Origin of the sequence: Thermobifida halotolerans (assembly GCF_003574835.2) — a bacterium.
Lineage (GTDB): Bacteria > Actinomycetota > Actinomycetes > Streptosporangiales > Streptosporangiaceae > Thermobifida > Thermobifida halotolerans.
On the sequence record NZ_CP063196.1, the window covers coordinates 365230 to 390030 of the forward strand.

Genomic DNA, 24801 nt, shown 5'->3' on the forward strand with positions numbered 1-24801 from the left:
GGGCCGCCGGTCGGGGTTTTCGCGCTCCCGGCGAACCGGGCCGCCCTGCTAGAATCGCGGACATCCTGGCCGATCCGTGGTCGGTTCGGTGTGCGGAGCCCGCCCCTCGGGGCCCGGTTGTTCGCGTGGGCCGGTAGCTCAGCTGGTCAGAGCAGGGGACTCATAATCCCTGGGTCGCGGGTTCGAGTCCCGCCCGGCCTACCCCAAGTCGCGGAGAAACCCCGGTTCACACGCTGTTCTCCAGTGTGGCGCTGGGGTTTTGTGTTGTGCTCCGGGTGTGTTCGCCACCACGAGTCCCCGCTGCCGGTGGCCGGGGCGCGGGGGACGAGCGCGGCGGCGCTCTCGGCCGCGGTGCGCGCCGCGTCGGACGGCACGCCGGTGTAGGTGCCGACCGCCAAGGCGATGGTGCGCTGGCTGGAGTCGGTCCTGGTGTCCTTGGCCTCGGCGGCCAGGCCCAGTTGCACGATCCGGTGGGCGGTGGTCCCGGTGCGCGCGTCCAGATCCACGTCGGCCCGGCGCAGCAGCCCGCGGGTCTCCCCGCGACGCAGTTCGGCGTGCACGGTCGGGTGGAACAGGGCGTAGAGCGGGCGGAGGCGGGACTGGTCCAGGAAGCGCCCGTCGGGGAGGGCGTCCACACCAGGTCTTCGACGCGGACGCGCCGCTTGCCGCCCGGGCTGACGGTACGCAGCCCTTCGGCGGGGGCGCCCGCGGCGGCCGTCCGCCAAGGAGGTACGGAACGGCGTGTTCCGGTGACGGGTGGCACGGGACGCGCGGCCTGCGGCGGTTGTGCGGCGTGCGTCCCGCAGGAGGCACAGCGGCCGGTCGGCAGGGCACCGCAGGCGGACATCCGCGGACCACCACCGGTTGAGCGCCCCGAAGCGAGGCGGTCCGCAGCCGTGCGCCCTCCGGCCTCCCATGGGCGGATATCCGTCCACGATGCGGCGGCGTGCCACCGCAGGAGCCGCTCCCCGGTCCGACCGTGCTGGCGGGACCGGACTGACCAGGCATTTTCCGCGCGGCGGGGACCGGTTTCCCGTGTCCGTTCCCCGGCGCGGGAGATGCTGTTCACCCCGCTGAAACACGGACGTGGGCATGGCCGGATGCGGACACGGCGGATCCTCTGTCAACCACCGCGGCGCTGCGACGCCAACTCCAGGTGAGCCCCTGTTCTCCGCCAGCTTTGCGAAGATTTCCACCGTTTGTGAAATTGCTCACGCATGAAACATACTTGCGTGCAAACTACCCGTGGAAGTAATTTGCTGATGCATCCAAAAAGAATGCAAAATATGCACATACATGAATTCTGGGTGGTTGATGGACATGGTCGTCTCGATTCCAGCCTTCCGGCTGGAGGTCGTGGAAGAGGGACTGACGGACGGATACTGGATCACGGCCGCGGACATCGACGGCGACGGCCGTCCCGACCTCGTCACCTCGGGAGTGGCCGAGGGGCGGATCTCCTGGTACCGCAACCCCGACTGGACGAAGCAGGAGATCGCGCGCCTGCACCGCCCCGTCGCGGTCGACGTGGGCGACGTGACCGGGGACGGACGCCCCGATCTCATCGTCTGCCACGACTACGGGCGCACACTGCGCGAGTGCAAACCGGACCAGGGCATGATCTCCTGGCTCGGCAACCCGGGAGCCGACGGCGGTTCCGGGCCGTGGCAGCGCCACGACATCGGACAGCTCTGTTCGGCGCACCGGATCATCGGCGTTCGACTGGGCGGTGAGGAGCGGCTGTCGGTCCTCGCCGCGCCCATGGTCGGTCCGAGCGGGGGCGAGGAGGCGCTCACCCAACCCGTCCGGCTGACCGCCTACCGGCAGCCGGAGGATCCACGCACCACTCCCTGGAACGCCGAGGTCATCGACGACAGCACCTATTCGCTCGTCCACGAGCTGACCCCCGCCAGGCGGGTCGGGCCGTCCACGAGCACTCCGCTCCTCGTGGCCAGCGCCGAGGGCGTCACCGAACTGGCCTACGAGGAGACGGCCGGCCACTGGAAGGCGACGGCGATCGGCTCCGGCGAGCGCACCCAGAAGCCCAGGACCGGCTTCCAGGGAAGCAACAGCGCCTCCCTGGGGCGGCTGGCCGGCGGCGGGAACTACGTCGCCGCGCTGGAGCCCTTCCACGGCAACACGGTGGCCGTCTACACGCCTGATCCGAACGAGGCCGGAACGCGGTGGAGGCGCACGGTCCTCGACGTGTTCGCCGATCCCAACGAGGCGGGTGAGGGCCCGGGACACGACCTGGTCTGCGCCGACCTCGACGGGGACGGTGAGGACGAGTTCCTCGTCGCGCTCCGGGGCCCCCAACCCTGGCAGGGCGTCTTCTACTACAAGGCGGTCGACGCCTCTCGGGGCCTGTGGACCAAGAAACGGGTCTCCACCGAGTCCGCCGCACGCATCGCCGTCGCGGACTTCGACGGCGACGGTCGGCTCGACTTCGCGACGGTCGGCTACTCCGTCCCCGGCTACTTCCAGGCAGACAACCCGAAGGTGGTGGTCGCCTACAACACGGGCTTCGGCTCCTGACCCATCCCCCACCGAAGCGGTACGAGCGGAACCGAGGAAGCAGCATGCCGAGAATCCTGTACCTGTGTGGCGGGTGGCCCGGCCACAATCCCGGCGGTGTGGCCGGATGGCTCGTCCCGAAGCTCCGCGACATGGGGTACGAGACGGAACTGACCGCCGATCCGACGCGGCTGGGCGACGACCTGAGCGGATTCGACCTGGTCGTGCTCGGGTGGACCCAGTGCGACACCACCGAACGGCTCGACCCGGCGGTCGAGAAACGGTTCTCCCGCTCTGTGCGGGACGGCCTCGGAGTCGCCGGCTGGCACGGAATGGCGGCGTCCTTCCGGGCCAGCCTGCTCTACAACATGATCGTCGGCGGAAACTGCGTCTCCCACCCGGGGGGTGAGGGCGTACGCGTCCCCTACAAGGTCCGTGTCACCGACCCCCGACATCCGGTGGCGGACGGGATAGCCGACTTCACCGTCGCGTCCGAGCAGTACTACATGCACGTCGATCCGGCCAACCGGGTCATCGCCGAGACCACCTTCAGCGGCGAGCACATTCCCTGGATCGAAGGACTGACCTCCCCCGTCGCCTGGACGAGGACATGGGGGCGCGGAAAGGTCTTCTACATGTCGGTCGGCCACTACCTGGAGGACCTGCAGCTCCCCGACGCCGAGCGGATGCTCGCGCAGGGGGTCGCGTGGGCGACCCGGAACTAGCTCCTCCTCCGCCTCGACCGGGGCGTACCCCCCGGGGGCGGTCCACACGGGCGGGCAGGCGTTCCTCCCCGCCGTTTTCTCCGGCCTCTCCAAGGGGCCGGACCTCTCCGCGGTGGACGCGAGCGCATCCGCGCCCGCGTCCCTGTTCCCCCGGGCCAGGCATCCCCCTCTTCTCTCTCCGAAAAGACACACGGAAGGCAGCCATGTCCGTTATCCCGAAAGAGACCGGTGTTTCCCCGAGCCGACTGAATGTTCCCTCACGGCTGGGGGTGGGACCGATGTCGAAGAACGCGGTGGACGCGGCGATCAGCGTGGCGGCCCGCGCCGACCAGCCGCTGATGCTCATCCCCAGCCGGCGCCAGGTCGAGGCGGCGTCTCAGGGCGGCGGCTACGTCGAGCAGTGGGACACCGCGGCGTTCGCCGACTACGTGCGCCGCAACGACCTTGTGGGACGGATCCTGCTGTGCAGGGACCACGGAGGCCCCTACCAGTCCCCGCGGGAGCGGGAGCAGCGGCTCCCCCTCGACGCGGCGATGGCCTCCGCGCTGGAGTCCTACAAGGAGGACATCCGCTGCGGTTTCGACCTGCTGCACATCGACACCTCCATGGACCTCGACGGAGTCGCCGACGAGTCGGCGGCGATCGACCGGGCGCTGGAGCTCTACGGGCAGTGCGTCGAGTTCGCCCGTTCCCAGGGGCGGGAGGTGATGTTCGAGATCGGCTTCGAGGACCAGGGAAGGGACACCAACGACCCGTTCGAGTTCCAGGAGCTCCTCGACGAGGCGCTGGAGGGGCTGCGCAAGGCGGACCTGCCCGCCCCGACCTTCGTCGTCGCGCAGACGGGGACCAAGGTCGTCGAGACCGGCAACACCGGCGGGATCGGGGTCGCGCCCAGCGCGGTCGGTGTCGCCGTGCGCGCGCTGGCCGACGTCGTGGAGCGGAACGGCATCGCCCTCAAGGCGCACAACTGCGACTACCTGGACGAGAGCACGGTCGGGTACCTGGCCGCCTCCGGTGTGCACGCGCTGAACGTCGCTCCGGAGTTCGGCGTGGTCGAGACGCGGGCGTTCATCGGCGTACTGCAGGAGCTGGGCCTGGGCGTGCAGCGGGAGCGCTTCCTCGCCCTGGCCTACGAGTCCGGCTCGTGGAAGAAGTGGATGGCCCAGAACACCACGGCCACCGACTACGACCGCGCCGTGATCGCCGGCCACTACGTCTACGGCACGGACGAGTTCAAGGAGATCAAGACCGCGGCCCAGCAGATCGCGCAGTCCCGGGGCATCGACGTCGACACCCGGCTGCGTGAGGCCGTCGCCGCGTCGATCGAGAACTACGCGCGACCGCTGCGCGAAGTCGCCGCGGCGGCTTCCGCCCCCGCGGCGGCGTGAGCCGGAGCGCGCCGCGGAGGCGCCCCTCCGGAGTCGTTGAAGCAGCAGCCGACCGACAAGGAGTGCACACATGACGACCACCGTGACGCCGATCTCCGCGCAGACGGACATCGGCGCCCGTGAGAACGGACTGATCGACGAGCTCACCGACGAGTTGCACGCCACCATGGAGGGGGAGATGACCGAGGGCGGATCCCCCGCCCGCCTCGTCCGGTTGCTGATGCCGGACGGCACCCGCCAGGTCCTCAAGCTCCAGGTGGAGATGCCCGGTGCGGTCGATGGTCACGACCTGGAGTCCTTCCGGGTCAAGCTGCGTCAGATCGACAAGGTGCGGGCCGACGCTCCCGCCCTCGGGGAGATGTACACGGAGAAGCTGCGTGAGTTCCACGGCTGGGACTGGTCGGCGTACACGATGCCGTACTACCCCAACGAGGACATCGCGGCGTGCATCAGGGGGCCGCAGCCCCGGGTCGAGGAGTTCTTCGACCGGTTCGACGTGACCATGTCCGTGCTGGCTGAGCGCGGCTGGAGCCTGGCGGAGAGCCACGCGGAACCGGGGCAGATCTCCGAGATCCACTCCGACCGGCTGACGCGGCGGTTCTGGCTGCTGCAGGAGCACCTGGCCGGCGAGTTCACCGAACAGGGCCGGATCGTCGTCAACGGCGTCCCCTGCAGACATCCACTGGAGATCGCCAGGCTTCTCAAGGAACGGCCGGAGCTGACCCGGCACGTGGACGCCACCCGGTTGCACTTCCCCGCGCACGGCGACCTCAACACCCGGAACCTGCTGATCACGGGGAAGAGCGGGGGACGGCCCGCGGTGCGGATCATCGACCCGCGCGGGACCCTGAAGAACTGGGACGTCGTCTACGACTGGGGCAAGGTCCTGTTCAGCCTGACGGTCTGGGACGCCGGCCTGCGGGAGGGGTTCGAGATCGGCGTGGAGAAGAGCGCCGGTGCGCCGACCGCGGTCGCCGTCCGCCAGCGGGGCGGCATCTATCCGGGGTACCGGGCCGCGGTCGCACGGCTGGTCGAGGCGATCGAGAACCACGCGCAGCTTGCTCCACTGGTGGCCGAGGACCCGGGCTGGAAGAGCCGACTGCTGCTCGGTCACGCCTTCCACCTGCTGGCGGAGGCCGCCTGTCGGCTGTCTGACATCAAGAAGCGGGAGAGCGAGAAGGGGGCCGTCGACCTCAGTCCGATCGAGCTGTCCACGGGCCACTACCTGTTCGGCGTGCTCTTCCTGGAGGACGCGGTCGCGCAGTTGGAGCGGCGCGGCGAGATCGACCCGGAGAGCCACCTCGCGCTCCTGGACGCCTGACGGGCCGGTGCGCCCGTGCGGGGTGCCCCTGGGCGCCCGCACGGGCGCCGGTCCGGTCCCACCGGTGACAAGAAGGAAGGAGCAGGCGGTGCTGGAGTGCAGTGCGGTGCTGTTCGACCTCGACGGGGTGCTCGTGGAGTCGGGACCCGTGATCGAGCGGATGTGGCGGAACTGGGCGGTGCGCCGCGGACTGGATCCGGAGGAGGTACTCGCCCTCACACCGGGCCGTCGGGCCCCCGATGTGGTGCGCTTGGCCGCTCCGGACCTCGACGCGGTCGCGGAGGCGGACGCGTTGGAGACGGAGCAGGTCGCCGATCCGCACCTGCTGAGGGAGGTGCCCGGGGCGCGGGCGCTGACGCGGGGACTGGAGCCGGACTCCTGGGCCGTTGTCACTTCCGGCAGCAGGTTCGTGGCGACGACCCGGCTCAGAGTGGTGGGGATACCGGAACCGCCGGTGCTGGTGACAGCCGACGACGTAGCCCGAGGAAAGCCCGACCCCGAGGGCTACCTGGCGGCGGCCAAGGCCCTGGGGTTCGCGCCCGAGGAGTGCGTTGTGGTGGAGGACGCGGTGAGCGGGGCGCGGGCGGCCCGCGCGGCGGGGATGCGGGTCGTGGGGGTCGAGGGCGGCGGGCTCGGCGCGGGCGACGCGACCGAGTGCGTCGTCGCAGACCTCACCGCTGTGCGGATCGAGCGGAGGGAGGACGGCGGGCTGCGTGTCCGGTGGTGAGCCCGCGCGGCGGCCGGGCGTCGCTCCCTCATCCGCGCAGCAGTGTGGCGATCGCGGCGCCCACGTCGTCGTCGGACAGGTCGGCCAAGGCGTCCTCCAGCGCCTTCAGGTAGCTCTCGCGGGCCTCCTCGACCTTGGCCCGTCCCCGTTCGGTGATCTGGGTGTAGACCCCGCGCCGGTCGCTCATGCAGTGGTAGCGCTCGGTGAGGCCGTGCTGCTCCAAGCGGCCGACCATCCGGCTCAGGGAACTCTGGTTGATGGGGATGGAGTCGGCCAGGAACTGCTGGCGCAGGTGCCCTTCGTCGTCGGAGTAGTGGAGGGCAGCCAGGGCCGCGTACTCGGAGCAGGTCAGGCCGTGCGGTTCGAGTGCGCGCTCCAGGCGTTCGCGTACGCGCGCCTCGAACAGCCGCAACCTCTGCCAGCGGGCCTCCAGCACGGTCGGCAGTTCGATCCGGGGGGCGGGGCCGCTGGAAGCTGTCGGGCTCATGACCGGGCTCCTTTCTGTTGCGGATTTTGTACCAGCATATCCCCTCCGAACATCTAGCGCATGCGCATTAGTTTGAAATGCATATAACTCACATGCAATAGTTGTATGAGCGCAGACACGGATGCCGTTCCACTCCGGTCCGCGCCGCCGAGCGTCCACACGACAGGGCCGAAGAAGGAGTCCGTCATGCCCCTTGCCGTATTCGCGTTGATGATCGCCAGTTTCGGCATCGGAACAACCGAGTTCGTGATCATGGGCCTCCTGCCGGAGGTCGCCGCAGACATGTCGGTGAGCCTCACGAGGGCCGGGCTGCTCATCTCCGGTTACGCGCTCGGCGTCGTCTTCGGCGGGCCGGTCTTCACCGCCGCCGCCAGCCGCATGCCGCGCAAGACCATGCTGCTGATCCTCATGGTGCTGTTCATCATCGGCAACGCGCTCGCCGCGGTCGCCCCCGCCTACTGGGTGCTCATGGTCGGTCGCGTCTTCGCCGCGGTCTGTCACGGCGCGTTCCTCGGCATCGGTTCCGTGGTCGCCGCCGACCTGGTCGACCGGGACAGGCGCTCCCGTGCCATCTCCCTGGTGTTCACCGGTCTGACCGTCGCCAACGTGTTCGGCGCTCCCATGGGCACCTGGATCGGCCAGTCCTTCGACTGGCGGGCCACCTTCTGGATGATCACCGCGATCGGCGTGGTCAGCCTGATCGGTCTGATCGTCCTGGTCCCCACCCGGAGGAACGAGACGCCCGCACGCCTGCGCGACGAACTCGGGGTCTTCGCCCGCGGCCAGGTCTGGGCGGCACTGGCCATCGCCGGTCTGAGCATCGGTTCGCTGTTCGCGGCCTTCAGCTACATCTCCCCGCTGATGACCGAGGTCGCGGGATTCTCCTCGGGCATGCTGACCCCGCTGCTGGTGCTCTTCGGTATCGGCCTGGTCGCCGGCAACCTGCTGGGCGGCCGCTACGCCGACCGCGCCCAGGTCGCCACCCTGCTCACCGCCCAGGCGGCGCTGGTCGCGGTGCTGCTCGTCTTCACCCTGACCGTCCAGTTCCAGGTGGCCGCCGCGGCCACGCTCATGCTGCTCGGCGGAGCGGGGTTCGCGACCGTTCCCGGATTCATGACCCGTGTCATCGACAAGGCCGCCGGAGCGCCGACCCTGGCCTCCGCGGTCGCCTCCTCCGCGGCGAACGCGGGCATCGCCGTCGGTTCCTACCTCGCCGGAGCGACCATCGACGCCGGTCTGGGCTACACCGCCCCGCTGTGGGTGGGCGCCGCCATGGCGGCCGTCGCCTTCGCGGTCACCTTCGCCTCCGGCGCGCTGGACCGGCGCGGGAGCCTGGCACGCGCGGCCGGGGCCGCCGCGGAGCCCCGGCTCGCCGGGAGCAGCCAGGGGGAGGCGCGGTGACGGGGGCACAGGACACCGCCGGGGCCGCGGCCGACGCCCTGCGCAGGGTCGCCCCGGGGCCCGGCCGGATGACCGTCGGTCTGGAACTGCCCCTGGACAACGACTGGTCGGAGACTGGGGAGCGGGCGCGCCGCAGCGCTGGCAGGCTCGTCGGCGAGCCTGACATGTCCCGGCACGCGGAGCGGGCCGTCCTCGCGGACCGGTGGGGGTTCGCCGCGCTGTGGCTGCGCGACGTCCCCCTCTACGACCCGGGGTTCGGCGACGCCGGACAGGTCTTCGATCCCTTCCCCTACCTGGGATACCTGGCGTCGGCGACGAGCGGCGTCGTCCTGGGCACCGCCGCCGTGGTACTGCCCCTGCGCCATCCGCTGCACGTCGCCAAGATGGCCGCGACGGTCGACCGGCTGTCGGACGGGCGGCTGCTGCTCGGCGTGGCGTCCGGCGACCGGCGGGTGGAGTTCCCGCTGTTCGGTATGGACTACGGGCGGCGCGCCGTGACCCTCCGGGAAGGCGTCCACATCCTCACCTCCCTGTGGGGCGGTGAGGAACAGCGCGGCGGGGGCGGCGTCCGGCTGCTGCCGTCCCCGGTCCGTACCCGGCCGCCCATCGTCATGGCCGGCCGCGGCGGCCAGTCCCTGGAGTGGATCGCCGACAACGTCGACGGCTACTTCACCTACCACCGCGCTGCCGGCGCGATGGAGCCCGTGGCCGCGGCGTGGCACACGCAGGTGCGCAGACGGTGCGGGGAGGCGGCGTTCAAGCCGCTGCTGACCACCATGCTCGTGGACCTGGCCGGGAACCCGCACGAGGAGGCCGTGCCGATCCGCTTCGGCGCGCGCCTCGGACGCGAGGCGTTGCTGGACCGCCTCCGGGACCTGCGCGCCGCCGGGGTCAACCACGTGGCGATCAACCTGCGGCCCTGCCGCCGCCCGGTGGAGGAGGTGGTCGAGGAGCTCGGGCGCTACATCCTCCCCGAGTTCCCGGCGCCCGGCCCGGTGGCGCGGTGCGGGACCGAGCCGGCGCGGCAGGACACCTCCTGCTGACCCTCGCGGGGACAGGGGCGGCCGACCGGCCCCGCTCGTCCGGGGCCGGTCGGCCGACCGGTCACAACAGCTCCGCCCGGGCAGCGGGAAGCGGTACGGAACGGCGCGTTCCGGTGACGGGTGGCACGGGACGCGGCGGCCTCACAATCCCTGGGCCGCGGGTTCGATTCCCGACCGGCCACCCCCTCATACACCCCCGGTTGCCGCCTCCCCGGTGCCGAACGCTGCGGAACGCCGGTGGGACAGGGGCGGTTCGGCGCCTCCCGTCCTCATCCGTTCCCCGCGCGCAGCCTTCCCAGAAGGGGGAGGAAGCGGCCGGTGCGTGCGGCGTAGTCACGGTAGGCCGCGCCGTGCGTGCGCAGCAGGTAGGGCTCTTCGACGGCGCGGACCTGGACCTGGACGGCGGCGGCGAACACCAGCAGAGCCACCGCGGACAGGACCGAGGGCACCGCGAGCACCTGCCCGGTGAGCAGCACTCCCATCCCGGTGAAGATCGGGTTGCGCGCGAACGCGAAGACGCCGTGGGTGACCAGTTCGGTGCGTTCGGTCTCTTCGACGCCGATACGCCAGGAAGCGCCCATCGTGGCCTGGGAGAGGAGGACCAGAACCAGGCCGAGCAGCATGAGGACCGCTCCCGACGCGCCCACGGCCGTCGGGAGGTCGGCCCCGGGGAGACCGAGGAGTCCGGCCACGGGTGCGGCCAGGCCCAGGACGAGGGCGCCGACGAAGAGCACGGTGCCCCACCAGGCCGGGGTGAAGGCGGTGGTGTCCGGGCGGCGGAACCCGGTGTCGCCGGTGCGCCGCCACGCGATGAAGGTGCGCACGCCGAAGGCCAGGAGCAGGCCGAGCAGGTAGAGGACGAGAGCGGACAGTGCCATGGGGAGACTCCGCTTCGGGAGGACAGGGGGACTTCGGGACCGGTCGGCCTCACACTCTAACATCGTCACTGATGGATAGCATCGTCAATAAGCGATGAGTCTTCCGGTTGAGGCCGTCCTGGTCCGCGGTGTCCGAACGCGGAACCGGCGCGGATGCCCGAAGCCTGTGGTGGACACCGGACCGACGTCTCCCCGGGAGGGCCGCGCACGGAACGGACGAGGCCGACACAGCCGTCGTCCACGACGTGTTCCGCGACACCGGGGGTGCGCTGGCGGGGCGCTGCGCGGAGGTCGGCCACCGGGGCGAGGTGATGGCGTTGGCGGTGCCGCGGCCGCGTCGCCTCGCCGACGCGGGGCGGCTTGCCCAGGCGAGGAAGCCGGCCGGATCGCGGGGGTGTGTTGGCTTGTACGGCACTTTGGGAGGATTTGTAATCTACGGCGTACAGTACCGCGGGGTTCCGGTCACAGCCACCGGGAAAGCGACCGTGACCGGAACAGACCCTCACAGGGGCGGCCTCAGCGGTCCCACACTCCGGAGGCGGCCGCGGTCTTCGCGTACTCGGCGAAGGCTCGCGGCTCGCGGCCCAGGGCGCGCTGCACGCCGTCGGACAGGCGGGCGTCCGCGCCGCTGCGGATGAAGTCGAACAGTTGCACCAGTTCCGCGGCGACCTCGGCGGGGAGGTAGCGTTCCAGGAACCGCCGGTACTCCTCGGAGGAGACCGCGACCGCGCGGACCTCGCGGCCGGTCGCGGCGCCGATCTGCGCGACCGCCTCCTCCAGGGAGAGGGCGCGCGGCCCGGACAGTTCGTAGACCTGTCCGTCGTGCCCGTCCTCGACCAGTGCGGCCGTGGCGACATCGGCGATGTCCTCGGCGTCGACGAAGGCGTGGCGGCCCTCGCCGACACCGTGGACGACCTCCCCGGCGGCCACGCCGTCGGCGAGGAACGGCTCCTCGCCGAAGTTCTGCGCGAACCAGACCGGACGCAGGACGGTCCACGCCGTCCCGGAGTCGCGCACGATCTCCTCGCGCACCAGCGCCGGTTCCACGCCCAGGTCGCGCCACTGGCGCGCGGACAGCAGCACCAGGCGGCGCGCGCCGGAGGCGACGGCGGTCTCGGTGAACGCGCGGAACATCTCGGCGTCCCCCGCGTCGTAGGGCGTGATGTACACGGCCGCGGTCCCGTCGAGGGCCCGTGCCCAGGTGTCCGGGTCGGTCCAGTCGAACCGGGTCGTTCCGGCGCGCGACGCCGCGCGCACCTCGTGGCCCCGCTCCCGCAGTCGGGCGGCGACCCTGCGGCCGACCTTGCCGGTGCCGCCGATGACCGTGATGTGGCTGTCGTTCGTCATGGACCCCAGCCAACCGCGGTCGGCCCGGACGGAGAATGCGTCGGACTCTCGTCCCCATGCGTGATCGTCCGAGGCACTGGTGCGCCGGACGACGCGCTCAGGCGTCGCCGACGTGGCGCAGGACGCCCGAGGGGTCCGGGGCGTAGCGGGACCTGCCGGAGCCGTGGCGGGCGGGGAGCGTGACTCCCCGGGCGATCTGCTCCTCGGTGAGGCTGGACAGGTCCAGACGCTCACCGTCCAGGGGACCGCCGTACAGTTCCACGACCCGCTGGTGCGGTCCGCCCTCCCGGTAGGCGAGGGCGGTCATGACGAAGGTGAGGACCACGACCACTCCGGCGGCGATGACCCACAGCGGATGGCCGGACCACAGCCAGCCGGTCATCAGCCCGGGAACCGCCAGAAAGGCGCAGAAGACGAACCCCTTGTGCAGCGGCTTCCGGGCGGCGGTGGTCGTTCCTGACAGCCGGTTCACCATGCTCTTGCCTCCCATCGGGACCCCTCTACCCACCGGGCCGAAAGTCCCACCCGTTCAAGGACTTAGTGCTCAAATCATTTGCGCACTAATTGATAGCGTGGATGTTATCCCGGGGATTCGGGGCGCTGACAGCGGGGGCTTCGAAGGAGGGGCCGGTGAGACGTGGAGCGGGTGTTCCGGGGAAGAGGGGCGGGGTGCGGCGCTCAGGAGCCGTCCGCGGAGAGGTCCGCGTCGGCCGCCGCCGTGCTGAGGCGGCCGAGCACGGCGTTGAGTCGCCGGAGTTCGTCGGCGTCCATGTCCAGCAGCCGCATCATCCGCTCGGGAACCTCCCTGGCCTGCTCCCGCAGTTCCCGGCCGGCGGGGGTGAGGGTCACCACGAGCCGACGCTCGTCCTCGGGGTCGCGCTCCCGGCGCACCAGGCCCGCCGCCTCCAACCGTTTGAGCAGGGGGGACAGGGTCGCGGAGTCCAGCTCCAGCAGACCCGCCAGCTCCTTGACCGACAGGGGGGCGGACTGCCACAGCGCCAGCATCACCAGGTACTGCGGGTGGGTCAGGCCGAGCGGTGCCAGAACGGGGCGGTAGAGCGCGACGACGTTGCGCGCCGCGATCGTCAACGCGAAGCAGACCTGGTTCTCCAGGGCCAGCGGATCGCCGATGCCGGAGTCGCCGCTCACAGTCCTCACCCCCAGTGAGACCCCCTCTGGGCCCTGTGTAGCATCTTACAAGTAATTAGGGCACTAAATTTTTGCGTGCTAATTCTTTGTCAGTACTCGCCTGTCTGGAGCGCGGCGCGTCCCGGCGGACTCCGCCGGGCACCCAGGGACGCCAGGCGGTCGACCCGAAGGGGAGATGAATCGTGGCCACACAGGTCACGACGGCTCCGAAGCCGTCTGTCCGGGCACGTCCCGGGTCAAGGATCGTCAGCTGGCTGACGTCGACCGACCACAAGGTCATCGGGTACATGTACCTGATCACCTCGTTCGGCTTCTTCGTCGTCGGCGGCATCATGGCGCTGCTGATCCGCGCCGAACTGATGTTCCCCGGCATGCAGCTGATGAACAACGAGACCTACAACCAGTTGTTCACCATGCACGGCACGGTGATGCTGTTCCTGTTCGCCACCCCGCTGTTCGCGGGCTTCGGCAACGTCCTGGTGCCGCTGCAGATCGGCGCGCCCGACGTCGCCTTCCCCCGGCTCAACCAGTTGGCGTACTACCTGCTCCTGTTCGGCGGACTGATCACTCTCGCGGGCTTCGTCACCCCCGGCGGCGCGGCGAGCTTCGGCTGGTTCGCCTACGTCCCGCTGTCGGACGCGGTGCGCTCGCCCGGACTCGGCGGCGACCTGTGGATCATGGGGCTGGCGCTGACCGGCCTGTCCTCGGTGCTGGGCGCCGTCAACTTCGTCACCACCGTGCTGGCCATGCGCGCCCCCGGCATGACCATGTTCCGCATGCCGGTCTTCACCTGGAACGTGGTGCTCACCAGCGTCCTGGTGCTGCTCACCTTCCCGGTGCTCACCGCGGCCTTCATCGCCCTGTTCGCCGACCGGGTCCTCGGCACGCACGTCTACGACCCCTCGCACGGCGGCCCCATCCTCTACCAGCACCTGTTCTGGTTCTTCGGCCACCCGGAGGTCTACATCCTGGCCCTGCCGTTCTTCGGCATCGTCACCGAGGTCCTGCCGGTGTTCAGCCGCAAGCCGATCTTCGGCTACAAGAGCCTGGTCGGCGCGACCATCGCGATCTCGGGACTGTCGGCGACGGTGTGGGCGCACCACATGTTCCCCACCGGCGCGGTCCTGCTGCCGTTCTTCTCGTTCATGACCTTCCTGATCGCGGTGCCCACCGGCGTGAAGTTCTTCAACTGGATCGGCACCATGTGGCGCGGCCAGCTCACCTTCGAGTCGCCGATGCTGTTCGTCATCGGCTTCCTGGTCACCTTCCTGTTCGGCGGCCTCACCGGGGTCATGCTCGCGTCCCCGCCGCTGGACTTCCACGTCACCGACTCCTACTTCGTGGTGGCCCACTTCCACTACACCCTCTTCGGGACCGTGGTGTTCGCGATGTTCGCGGGCTTCTACTTCTGGTGGCCCAAGTTCACCGGGAAGATGCTCAACGAGGCGCTGGCCAGGTGGCACTTCTGGACGCTGTTCGTCGGCTTCCACGGCACCTTCCTGGTCCAGCACTGGCTGGGCGCCGAGGGCATGCCGCGCCGCTACGCCGACTACCTGCCCGGCGACGGCTTCACCCTGCTCAACCAGATCTCCACGGTCTCCTCGTTCGTGCTCGGCGTCTCGACCCTGTTCTTCCTCTGGAACGCCTGGTACACCGCCCGGCACGGAAAGAAGGTCACCGTGGACGACCCGTGGGGCCACGGCTGCTCCCTGGAGTGGGCGACCTCGTGCCCGCCGCCGCGGCACAACTTCACCTCGCTGCCGCGCATCCGTTCCGAACGCCCCGCGTTCGACCTGCACCACCCCTACGCCGCCGTCACCGCCGAGCAGCAGACTCCCACACGGAGGTGACGGCGGCCGGGACACGCTCGCCGGTTCCTCCGGGCGCGTCCACCGCTCCGTTCGCAAAGGCCGACGGCGGCCGCGGAGCGCGGCCGCCGTCGGTGGGAGGGGTCTGCCGTGGTTCCTCCTAGAACGGGCAGGTGGAGCGGTACTCCTCGACGTCGCTGCCCCAACCGGTGCTGGGTCCGGGGCAGAGGAACTGGGTGTAGCGGGTGTCGTCGTCCACGAACCGCTTGAGCCAGGAGATGCTGTACTTGGCGATGGTGGTGTTGGACAGGTTCGGGGCGAAGTGGCTCGCTCCGTCGAGTTCCAGGTAGGCCTTGTCCAGTGAGCCGGGCAGGCTGTTGTAGAACGGCTCGGAGTGGGAGCGGACCGAGGCGATGGTGTCGTTCTCGGCTCCGATGATCAGGGTGGGGACCCGGACGCTGCCCCAGGTCTTGTCGGTGTGCCAGGGGGTCAGCGGGATGGCGGCCTGGAGGTCGGGGCGGCGTTCGGCCAGGCGCAGGGTGCCGCCGCCGCCCATGGAGTGGCCCATCGCCGCCAGGCGGCTGGAGTCGATGCGGTTGCGCACCGAGTAGGAAGAGTCCTCGACCATGTAGTCCAGGGCGGCGTCCAGTTGGCTGGCGCGGCTGTCCGGCTGGTCCAGGGTGGTGTTGGTGTCGATGGTCATGACCACGAAACCGTGGGAGGCCAGCCGCTCACCCAACCAGGAGATGGAGGACTGGGTGCCGGTGTAGCCGGGGGAGATCGCCACCGCGCCGAAGGTGTTGTTGTCGGTCGGGTAGTAGATCGTGCCCCCACCGAAACCGCGCGCCTGCAGACGGGACACTCTCTCCTCGTCGACCCGGAACGGGCCGCGCAGCGCCTCGATGCTGGAGTTGGTGGGGTTGGGGCCGCGCTCGTAGGGGTTGGCGGCCTGTGCGGGGGAGGCGACGGCCACGGTGGCGGCGACGACGGTGGCGGCCACGGCGGTCCTGGCGGCGGTCCTGGCGGCGGTCCGGGCGAGGCGGGACAGCGCCGACCGCGACGTGTCCCGCTGGGGGGTGGTGATCGACATTCTCGTGTTCCTCTTCGTCTCTGGGCGGGGACCGGGCCTGGGCCGCACACTGCGCGTGTCGACGGGCCCGGTCCGCCACCTGACAACAGGGGGGTGAGCGGTGCCGCTCGGGGGATGCGGAACCGGCCTGTCCTCGTCGCGTCCGGTACCAGGGGTTCCTCCGTGCCGTTCGCCGTGGGGAACCGAACGGCCCGGACTCACCGGAGCCGCGCCTCCCCGGCGAGGAGGCGGGAGGCGTGACCTTCACGACCGATGGACGGGGCGGGTACCGCGCGTCTCCCGGACGGTGTGCCGCTCGGCGAGCGCGGAAGGAGACTCGGTGTTTATCAGCTCCTTATCTCGGCTGCGTTGCCACTATGTGTCATCGCTCGATTACGACGCATCCGTGAAACCACCAGTGTGTCCGAGTGGCCGGGGCGGCGGCTGCCGTGCGAGGCCGGAGCCGGTGCGGGGCGACCGGCGCCCCGTGGGAGGGCGGAGGAGCCGCGTACCGATGGCGGAAAGGCCGATGGCGGCCACGGAACGTGACCGCCATCGGGGTGAGGGGGAGAGGCCCTCCCGAGGGGAGGGAGAAGGAAGCCGGCGTCCTTAGAACGGGCAGGTGGAGCGGTACTCCTCCACCTCGCCGAACAGGCCGGTGCTGGGTCCGGGGCAGAGGAACTGGGTGTAGCGGGTGTCGTCGTCCACGAACCGCTTGAGCCAGGAGATGCTGTACTTGGCGATGGTGGTGTTGGACAGGTTCGGGGCGAAGTGGCTCGCTCCGTCGAGTTCCAGGTAGGCCTTGTCCAGTGAGCCGGGCAGGCTGTTGTAGAACGGCTCGGAGTGGGAGCGGACCGAGGCGATGGTGTCGTTCTCGGCTCCGATGATCAGGGTGGGGACCCGGACGCTGCCCCAGGTCTTGTCGGTGTGCCAGGGGGTCAGCGGGATGGCGGCCTGGAGGTCGGGGCGGCGTTCGGCCAGGCGCAGGGTGCCGCCGCCGCCCATGGAGTGGCCCATCGCCGCCAGGCGGCTGGAGTCGATGCGGTTGCGCACCGTGGAGGAGCTCCGGTTGACCATGTAGTCCAGGGCGGCGTCCAGTTGGCTGGCGCGGCTGTCCGGCTGGTCCAGGGTGGTGTTGGTGTCGATGGTCATGACCACGAAGCCCTGGGAGGCCAGGCGCGGACCGAGCCAGGAGATGGAGGACTGGGTGCCGGTGTAGCCGGGGGAGATCGCCACCGCGCCGAAGGTCTCGTTGGTGCCGGTCGGGTAGTAGATCGTGCCCCCACCGAAACCGCTCACCAGCGAGGAGACGCTGTCCTCGCTGACCGAGTAGGGGCCGCGCAGCGCCTCGATGCTGGAGTTGGTGGGGTTGGGGCCGCGCTCGTAGGGGTTGGCGGCCTGTGCGGGGGAGGCGACGGCCACGGTGGCGGCGACAGCCGTGGCGGCCACGGCGGTCCTGGCAGCGACCCGAACGAGGCGGGACAGGGCCGAGGAGGCCTGCCGGGGGGAGGTGCTGGACATTCTCGTGTTCCTTTTCGTCCATGGGCGGGGCCGCACCGGAGTCGCACGCGGCGCGTGTCGACAGATGCGGTCCTCCGCCTCACAACAGGGGGTTGGGCGGCGCCGTCCGGGCGGCGCGCAGACCGACGTCCCGGTCACCCGGTGTCAGGGGTTCCTCCGTGCCGTTCGCCGTGGGGAACCGAACGGCACGGACTCACCGGAGCCGCGCCTCCCGGGGAGGAGATCGGGAGGCGCGGCTCCACCGCCGTCGGAACGGACGGAATCCGATCCGGAAAGGACGTCGGGAGGGATCTCGGGAGGGATCTCGGGGCTCCGGGCCGTTGCGGTCGGCCCCGCCCGAGGGGGTTGTACTGGGGAAATCCGGTGTTTATCAACTCCTTGTCTCGGATGCATCGCAACTATTCGCTACCGCTTGATTACGGCGCATCCGTGAAATCACCAGTGTAGGGAAAACCCCTGTTCAGAGTGGGTGGTTTGGAAGAGGAAGAGGGGGACCGAAGGAGCGGGCAGGGGTGGGAGGGCTCCCAGGAAACCGTTGGCCATCAGCGGGAGAAACCGGAAATACCGGAAAGAAAAGCACTCGGAGGGTATTTCACGGAGGAAAGGGCGCCACTCCGCCGCCCGCCCCCGGCCCGAAACGCCCCGCCGGGAGGCCCCGCCCGGATCACTCGGACGCGGCCGCCGGGCTCCACTCGGGCACGTACAGCACCCAGGCGCGCGGATCGTCGTCGGGGCCCAGCGGCAGGGCGCGCCAGTCGGCGGCCCAGTCGGGCGGGTCGCCGTCCTTGGCGAGCAGGCCGAACGGGACGGTGCGGCCCAGGGCGAGCAGTTCGTCCAGGGTGTGCGTGGTGTTGTTGCCCGACGGCGCGGCCGAGGCGCACCCCGTGTAGTAGGCGACCGGGATGGCCTCGTCCCCGGTGAGCAGGCAGGGCGGACGCAGCCCGGCGGCGTGCAGTTCACCGGCGAGCCGCTCGTAGTCCTCCCGCGCCACCACATGGGTGTTGACCCAGTGTGTCAGGATCACTCCCTGGATGAGCAGGTGCCCGACCACCGCCACGGCCAGGCCCGCGCCCAGCACGGGACGCAGCCTCGGGCGTACCGACGCCCACGAGTAGGCCAGTCCGGCCGCCGCGGGCAGCATCAGCAGGGCGTAGGTCGGCTGCAGGAAGCGCGGGGCCGAGTAGGAGATGAGGAAGAGGTAGGTGAACGACATCGACGCCGCGACGACAACGGGCAGCCATCCCAGAGCGGGCCGTCCCACCCGGTGGGCGGTCGCCACCCCGAACACCGCCAGCGCCGACAGCGCGATCGGCCACAGCAGGGCCGGCCAGCGCACCAGGTCCTCGTCGCAGGGGCGACACAGCAGCGGCCCGTCCAGGGTGTTGAGCGCATACCCCAGGCTGAAGGTCCACCCGGTGCCGCCCTGGATCTCCGAGGCCCGGTCCAGCCGCTCCCACACGCCCCCGTAGGCCAGTTCCGCCTCCGCCAGCCACGGCCCCACACCGGCCAGGGCGCCGAGGACGACGGCCGCGACGACCGCAGGGCGGCGCCACGCCGGAACCGCCAGCACGGCCAGCCCCAGGGGCGCGGTCAGCCAGAAGGCGTCGCTGGGCCGCATCAGCCCGGCCACCGCCAGCATCGCCGCCAGTGCCACCAGCGCCGACCGGGACCCCGGTTCGCGCACCGCCACCAGGAGCCAGCCGACCGCGCCCACGGCGGCCATCGCCGTGTAGTGGTTGGGCATCGCCGCGGCCGCGTAGAACAGGCTCACCCACAGGCTCGCGTAGCCCAGCGCCGCCAGCGGAGCCACCGAACCGCGCGGCCACAGCCGCAGCCACGGCCAGAACGCCGCGAACATCGCCGCGGCGGCGGCCACCGCCAGCCACAGCCGCAGCGCGACCACCGAGTCGGTCACCAGCACCACCGGCGCGGTCAGCAGTGAGACGCCCCGGGAACGGGGAGCGCTGAAGAAGGCCGCGGGATTGCGCGGGTCGTACTGGCTGGCGTAGACGATCTCGTCCCAGCCGAGCCCCAGCCACGGCGGCACCAGGGTGAGGCCCACGGCGGCGAAGCCCGCGCACACCGCGCCCAGCGCCCACGCCCCCTCGGGGAGCCGCCGTCCCCGCCCTCTCGGCGCTCGGTCCGGCTCCGCGGTGGTCGGGGAAGTCCTGAGTACGGATGACACGGTCTCTCCTCGGTCGGACGGGCAGATGCCGGAGGGAACGCGGGGCGCGGCGGTCAGTCAGCCCCGGGAGACGGCACGCCCGACTCCCCGGAGCGGATTCGGTCGTCCCGCGCGGCGCCGCGGCCGACGGGCGCTCCGCCGACGGCGGCCGCGGCGCGCGGCCCCGCACGGGTCACGGGTGGAACAGCGTCTTGACCATCCCGCCGGACTTGCGCTGGAACGCCGAGTAGGCGCGTGGCGCGTCGGACAGGGGGAGCCGGTGGGTGGCGAAGGAGTCCACACCCAGTGGGTCGTCGTCGATGAGCAGCGGCATGATCTCGTCCATCCAGCGTCGGACGTTGGCCTGCCCCATGCGCAACTGGATCTGCTTGTCGAACAGGGTGAGCATGGGAAGCGGGTCGGCCGTGCCGCCGTAGACCCCGGTCAGGGAGATGGTGCCCCCGCGTCTGACCAGGTCGATGGCGGTGTGGAAGGCGGTGAGCCGGTCCACGCCCGCGGTGGTCATGGCCTTGGCGGCCAATCCCTTGGGCAGCAGCGACGTCATGCGCTGCACGGTCTTGACCACCGTCGCCCCGTGCGCCTCCATACCGACGGCGTCGATGACGGAGTCGGGACCGCGTCCGTCGGTGCGGTCCCGGATCGCCTCGACGACGTCGTCGCCGAAGACGAAGGTCTGCACTCCGCGCTTCTCGGCCCGGGCGATCCGCTCGGGCACCAGGTCCACGCCGAAGACCTGTTCGATACCGAGGTGCTGGGCGATCCGGCAGCACATGTCGCCGATGGGGCCCAGCCCCAGCACCGCGAGGCTCCCGCCGGGCGGGACCTCGGCGTAGCGCACGGCCTGCCACGCGGTCGACAGAACGTCGGAGAGGTAGACGAAACGGTCGTCGGGCGGACCCTCGGGGACTTTGACGGGGCCGTAGTCGGCGTGCGGAACGCGCAGGAACTCCGCCTGCGCGCCGGGGACGGCGCCGTAGAGGTTGGTGTAGCCGAAGATCTCGGCGCCCATGCCCTTCTCGCGGACCTGGGTGGTCTCGCACTGGGTCTGCAGTCCCTGCTCGCACATGAAACAGTGGCCGCAGGCGATCTGGAACGGCACCACGACCCGGTCGCCGGGGCGCAGGTCGGTCACCTCGTCGCCGACCTCCTCCACCACGCCCATCGGCTCGTGGCCGAGGATGTCGCCCTCGTTCATGAAGGGCGCCATCACCTCGTACAGGTGCAGGTCGGAGCCGCACAGTCCGGTACTGGTGACGCGGATGACCGCGTCGGTGGGCTCCTGGACCGTCGGATCGGGCACGGTCTCCACGCGCACATCGCGCGGTCCGTGCCAGGTGAGGGCTCGCATTCGGGTCTTCTCCTCCCGCGTGTCCGGTCGCGTTGTGCACAGGTGACCGGAAACGGCGCCGTCAATCACCCCGAAGCGGAATCTTTTCCGCGATCGTGGGAGAACCGGTGCCGGACCCGGACGGGTCCGGCACCGGTGCGCCGACGGGAGGCACGGCCTCCCGTCGCGGGTGGGCCTACTCGAAGACGTCCTTGACCTTGTCGGTCAGGCTCTCGCGAGGACCGGGGGCGCGCTGGGCGCCCTTGGCCGACCCCTCACCGGGTACTCCGGCGAACGTTCCGTACAGTTTCGGGTCGGGCGGCGGAGCCGAGGCGGGGCCGCCCAGCGGGTCGGGGTTGTCGAGGTAGCGCAGTTCGTGCTGACCGTCGGGCGCGGGCCGCTGCGCCCAGCGGCCCTGGGCGGCCGTGCTCCCCTCCGACAGCCCCCAGATGGTGTTGGCGTGGGTCTGGTTCTCCTCGTCGAACAGGGCGGTGGGCGCGACCGTGCCCTCCAGCCCGTCCTCCTTGAGTTCCTCGATGGCGGCCAGCCACATGTTCTGGTGCACGGTGTCGCGGGCGAGGTTGAACTTCAGCATCTCCTTCACGCCCGGGTCGTCGGTCATGTTGTACAGCCGCGCGGTCTGCAGCCGCCCCTGCGCCTCGGCCGCGACGTTGGCGTAGAAGTCGGCGAGGAGGTTGCCGCTGGCCACGATGTACTTGCCGTTCCAGGGGGTGCCCGCCGAGTCGGCCGGAACGGGGCCGCCTCCCGACACGATCGCCTGCTGGGGGTTCATCCCGCCGACGACGGCCGCCACCACCGGGTCCCTCACCGCTTCGGCGGTGGTCTCGGAGGGGGCGCCCTCCAGCAGCCGCGCCACCATCGTGGCCAGCATCTCCACGTGGCCGATCTCCTCGGTGGCCACGTCCATGATGAGGTCCTTGTACTTGCCCTCCATGCGGCAGTTCCACCCCTGGAAGAGGTACTGCATGGTCACGGTCATCTCACCGAAGGCCCCGCCGATCAGCTCCTGGAGCTTCATCGCGAACAGCGGGTCGGGCTTCTCGGGCTTGGCTTCGAACTGCAGGCGTTTGTCGTGACGGAACATCCCTGCTCCCTTCCGAGTGGGACGGACCCCTGCCCGGCCGCAGGAGTCCGGAGTGGCGACGGCTACCCGGCAGATCGGCGAAGGAACGCGGAGGTGCCAGGGATGGTGAAAGCTTTCCGTCGACTCTTCGGGTTTCACGGCGGCTTCTGTGGTCAGCGACGGTGCCGAGAACACCGAATCGATCGGGAAGGGGACCACCATGGCCAACACCTCGACACCGCCCGAGCCGGGGCTGAGGTCGCTGCGCGCGGTGGCCGACAGCGTGGGCGTCTCGCCTCTGGCGGTCCGGCTGTACGAGAACAGGGGGCTGGTGTCACCGATCCGTCGCCCCGACGGGAGCCGCGGTTACCGGGACACCGACGTCGTCCGGCTGCGCCGCGTGGTGGAACTGCTCGACCAGGGCGTCGACTTCACCACGATCGGCTACGTCCTCGACTCCGGGCCGGAACCGGCGGAGTGAGCCGACGTCAACGGGGAATCGGTGCGTCCCCGCTGACGTCGGAAACCTCCCGTGTCAGTGCTCCCCCACGAGCTGGCTGCGCAGGGTCGCCAGGATGGCCGCGAGCCTGCGTGACACGTGCATCTGCGACAGCCCCACGATCTCGGCGATCTGCGCCTGGGTCTTGTCCCCGGCGAACCGGAGCAGCAGGATGCGCCGGTCGCGGGGAGACAGCGCGGCCAGTGCGGGACGCAGCGCCGCGTGGTCGACGACCCGCTCCAGGGCGTCGTCCAGTCCGCCGAGTGTGTCGCCCAGCGTGGCGCCGTCGTCGTCGGGGCCGAAGGGCACGTCCAGGGAGAGCGTGCTGTAGGCGCGTGCGGCGTCGATGAGCTCGAGGGTCTCCTCCTCGCCCATCTCCAGCAGTTCCCCCAGTTCCCGCACGGTCGGCGAACGCCCGTGCTGCTGGGTGAACTCGGCGGTCACCCGGTTGAGTTCGGCGCGCCGCTCCTGGTACTTGCGCGGTACCCGGATCGCCCACGTGCGGTCCCGGAAGTGCCGTTTCACCTCGCCGGTCATCATCGGCAGCGCGTAGGAGATGAACTCCTTGCCGTAGGCGGGGTTGAAGTTGCGGATGGCGTTGTACAGCCCGACCATCGCGACCTGGCGCAGGTCCTCCTCGGGTTCGCCGCGGTTGCGGTACTGGCGCGCGATGCGTCGGGCCACGGGAGCGTGCAGTTCGGTCAGCTTGAGGTAGATGCGTTCGCGGGCGTCCGGATTCTCGCGGACGCGGTCGAGTTCGTCGAGCAGTTCGCGGGTCTGGCGCAGGTAGGCTTCGTCGGCATGGCGGGTTGACGGGCCGCGGCGACCGCGTCTGCCGCTGGCGCCGCAACCGCTGTGTGAAACCGAAACGGACATTGCGAAACGTCCCCCGCAGGGTCATGGTGCGTGGTCTGCGCACTTCGGACGGGCGTGACGACGACGGCCCGCTCCGCCCGGTGCCGTCGCCGTTTCTGGTCCAGAGCGGGTCACCGGGTGGTCTCCGGTGCCGTTCTTCCGGCGAAATCGGGCCGAAGTGGCGGATGGGATTTAGGTCCGCATTTGGACCCGGATTCGCCACCCACTGTAAGCAAGAGATCACGCAAGGGGAACAGACGCGGCCGAAACCGGGAAGTTGTTTTGCCCAGGGACAACACGCCGAGGTTTGGGACGGGCCGGATCGGTGAGTGGGTTTCCCCAGCGGCTACGGACGACCGGGGAGGCGGTATGCGAGGACGCACGGCACTGATGGCACTGGCGGGGGCCGTGGCGGTCGCGGGGTACGCGGCCCGGCGCGCCCACCGGTTCCCGTTGGACGGCCGTACGGCGCTGATCACCGGCGGCTCCCGCGGACTGGGCCTGCTGCTCGCCCGCGAACTGGGCGCACGGGGCTGCCGTGTCGTGGTGTGCGCCCGCGACGGCGACGAACTGCACAAGGCGGTCGCGGACCTGCGCGACCGCGGGGTCCAGGCCCACGCCGTCCGCTGCGACCTGCGCGACCGCGACCAGGTGCACGCCATGGTGGCCGACGCCGTGTCCCGCTTCGGAGGGCTCGACATCGTGGTCAACAACGCCGGGATCATCCACAGCGCCCCACTGGACTCGCTGGGCGAGGCCGAGTTCGACGACGCGATGCGGACCATGTTCTGGGCGTCCCTGTACGTGACCCAGGAGACCCGGCCGCACCTGGGCGGCGGGGTGTTGGTCAACATCACCTCGATCGGCGGCAAGATCAGCCCGCCCCACCTGCTGACCTACGCCTGCGCCAAGTTCGCGCAGGTCGGCCTCTCCGAGGGGCTCGACGCGGAACTGGCCCGCCACGGCATCCGCGTGCTGACCGTGGTTCCCGGCCTGATGCGCACCGGATCGCCCCGCCGCGCCTTCTACGCGGGGCGGCCGGGCCTGGAGTACGCCTGGTTCTCCCTGCTCGCGGCAGTGCCGCCGGTGTCGATGAACAGTAAGCGCGCCGCACGCAGGATCGTCAACGCGATCCGGGACGGGCGCCACCACCTCACCCTGACCCTTGAGGCGCGCGTCGCCATGGCCGTCCACGGCGTGGCGCCGTCACTCACCCAGACGCTGCTGCGCGCCGCGAACCGGGTGCTGCCGGGACCGGGGGCCGAAGGCCCCACCAGCGGTCTGGAGGCCGCGCCCCGCGCCGACCGGTGGGGGATGCGGCTGCTCACCCGGCTCAACGACCGGGCCAGCCGCGACCTCAACCAACTGCCCGGCGCGGAGCACGGCCGCGTCCCCGAACCCCGGGACTCCGGTCGACACGCGCGCCGGTGACGCCGGGCCCCACGGGGCGGCGGGTTTGAAGCGGTTCGGCGG

21 protein-coding genes and 1 tRNA gene are annotated in these 24801 nt (G+C 70.7%); 11 read left to right on the forward strand and 11 right to left on the reverse strand.

From position 1 onward, the window contains the following. Nucleotides 1–127 precede the first annotated feature (127 nt). The 6 genes from NI17_RS01585 (at nucleotide 128) to NI17_RS01610 (ending at nucleotide 6675) form a co-directional block, all read left to right on the forward strand. A tRNA-Ile gene (locus tag NI17_RS01585) sits at nucleotides 128–201 on the forward strand. A 1113-nt stretch (nucleotides 202–1314) separates the two neighbouring features. Further along, a complete protein-coding gene (locus tag NI17_RS01590) occupies nucleotides 1315–2535 on the forward strand; it encodes an FG-GAP repeat domain-containing protein (protein WP_199859904.1) in 1221 nt (406 codons plus the stop codon). 44 nt (nucleotides 2536–2579) lie between these two features. Then, a complete protein-coding gene (locus tag NI17_RS01595; protein ID WP_068687889.1) occupies nucleotides 2580–3239 on the forward strand; it encodes a ThuA domain-containing protein in 660 nt (219 codons plus the stop codon). A 278-nt stretch (nucleotides 3240–3517) separates the two neighbouring features. After that, nucleotides 3518–4627, forward strand: coding sequence for a class II D-tagatose-bisphosphate aldolase non-catalytic subunit (locus tag NI17_RS01600; protein ID WP_119267845.1), 1110 nt, complete (start codon nucleotides 3518–3520; stop codon nucleotides 4625–4627). 70 nt (nucleotides 4628–4697) lie between these two features. Next, complete coding sequence (locus tag NI17_RS01605; RefSeq protein WP_068687891.1) at nucleotides 4698–5948, forward strand: hypothetical protein; 1251 nt, start codon at nucleotides 4698–4700, stop codon at nucleotides 5946–5948. Nucleotides 5949–6036: 88 nt separating this feature from the next. Further along, nucleotides 6037–6675, forward strand: a complete 639-nt coding sequence (locus NI17_RS01610) for an HAD-IA family hydrolase (RefSeq protein ID WP_068687892.1) — start codon at nucleotides 6037–6039, stop codon at nucleotides 6673–6675. Between the two features lie 28 nt (nucleotides 6676–6703). Here NI17_RS01610 and NI17_RS01615 read toward each other — a convergent pair whose 3' ends face one another. Further along, entirely contained in the window at nucleotides 6704–7162 is a 459-nt protein-coding gene (locus tag NI17_RS01615; protein ID WP_068687893.1) for a MarR family winged helix-turn-helix transcriptional regulator, read from the reverse strand. A 186-nt stretch (nucleotides 7163–7348) separates the two neighbouring features. On the opposite strand from NI17_RS01615, the gene NI17_RS01620 reads away from it, so the two are divergent. Further along, on the forward strand, nucleotides 7349–8563 hold the full coding sequence (locus tag NI17_RS01620) for an MFS transporter (RefSeq protein WP_068687894.1): 1215 nt from the start codon (nucleotides 7349–7351) through the stop codon (nucleotides 8561–8563). Further along, nucleotides 8560–9606 (forward strand): TIGR03571 family LLM class oxidoreductase, encoded by a 1047-nt coding sequence (locus NI17_RS01625; protein WP_234401587.1) that lies wholly within the window; start codon nucleotides 8560–8562, stop codon nucleotides 9604–9606. The genes NI17_RS01620 and NI17_RS01625 overlap by 4 nt, the downstream gene beginning before the upstream one ends. Nucleotides 9607–9875: 269 nt before the next feature. Here the strand turns inward: NI17_RS01625 and NI17_RS01630 are convergent, their stop codons facing one another. The 4 genes from NI17_RS01630 to NI17_RS01645 all read right to left on the reverse strand — a co-directional run bounded on the left by NI17_RS01630 (nucleotide 9876) and on the right by NI17_RS01645 (nucleotide 12980). Further along, nucleotides 9876–10484, reverse strand: a complete 609-nt coding sequence (locus NI17_RS01630; protein WP_068687895.1) for a methyltransferase family protein — start codon at nucleotides 10482–10484, stop codon at nucleotides 9876–9878. A gap of 516 nt (nucleotides 10485–11000) precedes the next feature. Beyond that, nucleotides 11001–11831 (reverse strand): NAD(P)H-binding protein, encoded by an 831-nt coding sequence (locus tag NI17_RS01635; RefSeq protein ID WP_068687896.1) that lies wholly within the window; start codon nucleotides 11829–11831, stop codon nucleotides 11001–11003. A gap of 97 nt (nucleotides 11832–11928) precedes the next feature. Further along, on the reverse strand, nucleotides 11929–12321 hold the full coding sequence (locus NI17_RS01640) for a hypothetical protein (protein WP_234401588.1): 393 nt from the start codon (nucleotides 12319–12321) through the stop codon (nucleotides 11929–11931). A 188-nt stretch (nucleotides 12322–12509) separates the two neighbouring features. After that, nucleotides 12510–12980 carry a MarR family winged helix-turn-helix transcriptional regulator gene (locus tag NI17_RS01645; protein WP_234401589.1) on the reverse strand — a complete coding sequence of 157 codons (471 nt, stop codon included), beginning with the start codon at nucleotides 12978–12980 and terminating at the stop codon, nucleotides 12510–12512. Between the two features lie 182 nt (nucleotides 12981–13162). Here NI17_RS01645 and ctaD point away from each other — a divergent pair, with 182 nt between their 5' ends. After that, complete coding sequence (gene ctaD / locus NI17_RS01650; protein ID WP_119267846.1) at nucleotides 13163–14830, forward strand: aa3-type cytochrome oxidase subunit I; 1668 nt, start codon at nucleotides 13163–13165, stop codon at nucleotides 14828–14830. Between the two features lie 118 nt (nucleotides 14831–14948). Here ctaD and NI17_RS01655 read toward each other — a convergent pair whose 3' ends face one another. From NI17_RS01655 to NI17_RS01675, 5 genes are all read right to left on the reverse strand, one after another. Next, nucleotides 14949–15878: an alpha/beta hydrolase family protein gene (locus NI17_RS01655; protein WP_243597586.1), complete on the reverse strand. Its 930-nt coding sequence runs from the start codon at nucleotides 15876–15878 to the stop codon at nucleotides 14949–14951. A gap of 588 nt (nucleotides 15879–16466) precedes the next feature. Beyond that, entirely contained in the window at nucleotides 16467–17378 is a 912-nt protein-coding gene (locus tag NI17_RS01660; protein WP_243597587.1) for a cutinase/poly(ethylene terephthalate) hydrolase, read from the reverse strand. Nucleotides 17379–18042: 664 nt separating this feature from the next. Continuing rightward, nucleotides 18043–19563 (reverse strand): hypothetical protein, encoded by a 1521-nt coding sequence (locus NI17_RS01665; protein WP_119267524.1) that lies wholly within the window; start codon nucleotides 19561–19563, stop codon nucleotides 18043–18045. 172 nt (nucleotides 19564–19735) lie between these two features. Continuing rightward, nucleotides 19736–20911: a zinc-dependent alcohol dehydrogenase gene (locus tag NI17_RS01670; RefSeq protein WP_068694104.1), complete on the reverse strand. Its 1176-nt coding sequence runs from the start codon at nucleotides 20909–20911 to the stop codon at nucleotides 19736–19738. Nucleotides 20912–21086: 175 nt separating this feature from the next. Beyond that, the gene (locus tag NI17_RS01675) at nucleotides 21087–21995 is read right to left on the reverse strand and encodes a manganese catalase (RefSeq protein ID WP_068694102.1); all 909 of its coding nucleotides are present in this window, start codon (nucleotides 21993–21995) and stop codon (nucleotides 21087–21089) included. A 199-nt stretch (nucleotides 21996–22194) separates the two neighbouring features. On the opposite strand from NI17_RS01675, the gene NI17_RS01680 reads away from it, so the two are divergent. Then, nucleotides 22195–22455: a MerR family transcriptional regulator gene (locus NI17_RS01680; protein ID WP_068694110.1), complete on the forward strand. Its 261-nt coding sequence runs from the start codon at nucleotides 22195–22197 to the stop codon at nucleotides 22453–22455. Between the two features lie 54 nt (nucleotides 22456–22509). On the opposite strand, the gene NI17_RS01685 is transcribed toward NI17_RS01680, so the two are convergent. After that, nucleotides 22510–23349 carry a SigB/SigF/SigG family RNA polymerase sigma factor gene (locus tag NI17_RS01685; RefSeq protein ID WP_068694100.1) on the reverse strand — a complete coding sequence of 280 codons (840 nt, stop codon included), beginning with the start codon at nucleotides 23347–23349 and terminating at the stop codon, nucleotides 22510–22512. A 348-nt stretch (nucleotides 23350–23697) separates the two neighbouring features. Here NI17_RS01685 and NI17_RS01690 point away from each other — a divergent pair, with 348 nt between their 5' ends. Further along, nucleotides 23698–24759: an SDR family NAD(P)-dependent oxidoreductase gene (locus tag NI17_RS01690; RefSeq protein WP_068694098.1), complete on the forward strand. Its 1062-nt coding sequence runs from the start codon at nucleotides 23698–23700 to the stop codon at nucleotides 24757–24759. Nucleotides 24760–24801 lie beyond the last annotated feature (42 nt).

Bases quoted from the DNA above. Each gene is read 5' to 3' on its own strand.
- NI17_RS01590 (WP_199859904.1), top strand. From the start codon at position 1,315: ATGGACATGGTCGTCTCGATTCCAGCCTTCCGGCTGGAGGTCGTGGAA.
- NI17_RS01595 (WP_068687889.1), top strand. From the start codon at position 2,580: ATGCCGAGAATCCTGTACCTGTGTGGCGGGTGGCCCGGCCACAATCCC.
- NI17_RS01600 (WP_119267845.1), top strand. From the start codon at position 3,518: ATGTCGAAGAACGCGGTGGACGCGGCGATCAGCGTGGCGGCCCGCGCC.
- NI17_RS01605 (WP_068687891.1), top strand. From the start codon at position 4,698: ATGACGACCACCGTGACGCCGATCTCCGCGCAGACGGACATCGGCGCC.
- NI17_RS01615 (WP_068687893.1), bottom strand. From the start codon at position 7,162: ATGAGCCCGACAGCTTCCAGCGGCCCCGCCCCCCGGATCGAACTGCCG.
- NI17_RS01620 (WP_068687894.1), top strand. From the start codon at position 7,349: ATGCCCCTTGCCGTATTCGCGTTGATGATCGCCAGTTTCGGCATCGGA.
- NI17_RS01630 (WP_068687895.1), bottom strand. From the start codon at position 10,484: ATGGCACTGTCCGCTCTCGTCCTCTACCTGCTCGGCCTGCTCCTGGCC.
- NI17_RS01635 (WP_068687896.1), bottom strand. From the start codon at position 11,831: ATGACGAACGACAGCCACATCACGGTCATCGGCGGCACCGGCAAGGTC.
- NI17_RS01640 (WP_234401588.1), bottom strand. From the start codon at position 12,321: ATGGGAGGCAAGAGCATGGTGAACCGGCTGTCAGGAACGACCACCGCC.
- NI17_RS01655 (WP_243597586.1), bottom strand. From the start codon at position 15,878: ATGTCGATCACCACCCCCCAGCGGGACACGTCGCGGTCGGCGCTGTCC.
- NI17_RS01660 (WP_243597587.1), bottom strand. From the start codon at position 17,378: ATGTCCAGCACCTCCCCCCGGCAGGCCTCCTCGGCCCTGTCCCGCCTC.
- NI17_RS01670 (WP_068694104.1), bottom strand. From the start codon at position 20,911: ATGCGAGCCCTCACCTGGCACGGACCGCGCGATGTGCGCGTGGAGACC.
- NI17_RS01675 (WP_068694102.1), bottom strand. From the start codon at position 21,995: ATGTTCCGTCACGACAAACGCCTGCAGTTCGAAGCCAAGCCCGAGAAG.
- NI17_RS01680 (WP_068694110.1), top strand. From the start codon at position 22,195: ATGGCCAACACCTCGACACCGCCCGAGCCGGGGCTGAGGTCGCTGCGC.
- NI17_RS01685 (WP_068694100.1), bottom strand. From the start codon at position 23,349: ATGTCCGTTTCGGTTTCACACAGCGGTTGCGGCGCCAGCGGCAGACGC.
- NI17_RS01690 (WP_068694098.1), top strand. From the start codon at position 23,698: ATGCGAGGACGCACGGCACTGATGGCACTGGCGGGGGCCGTGGCGGTC.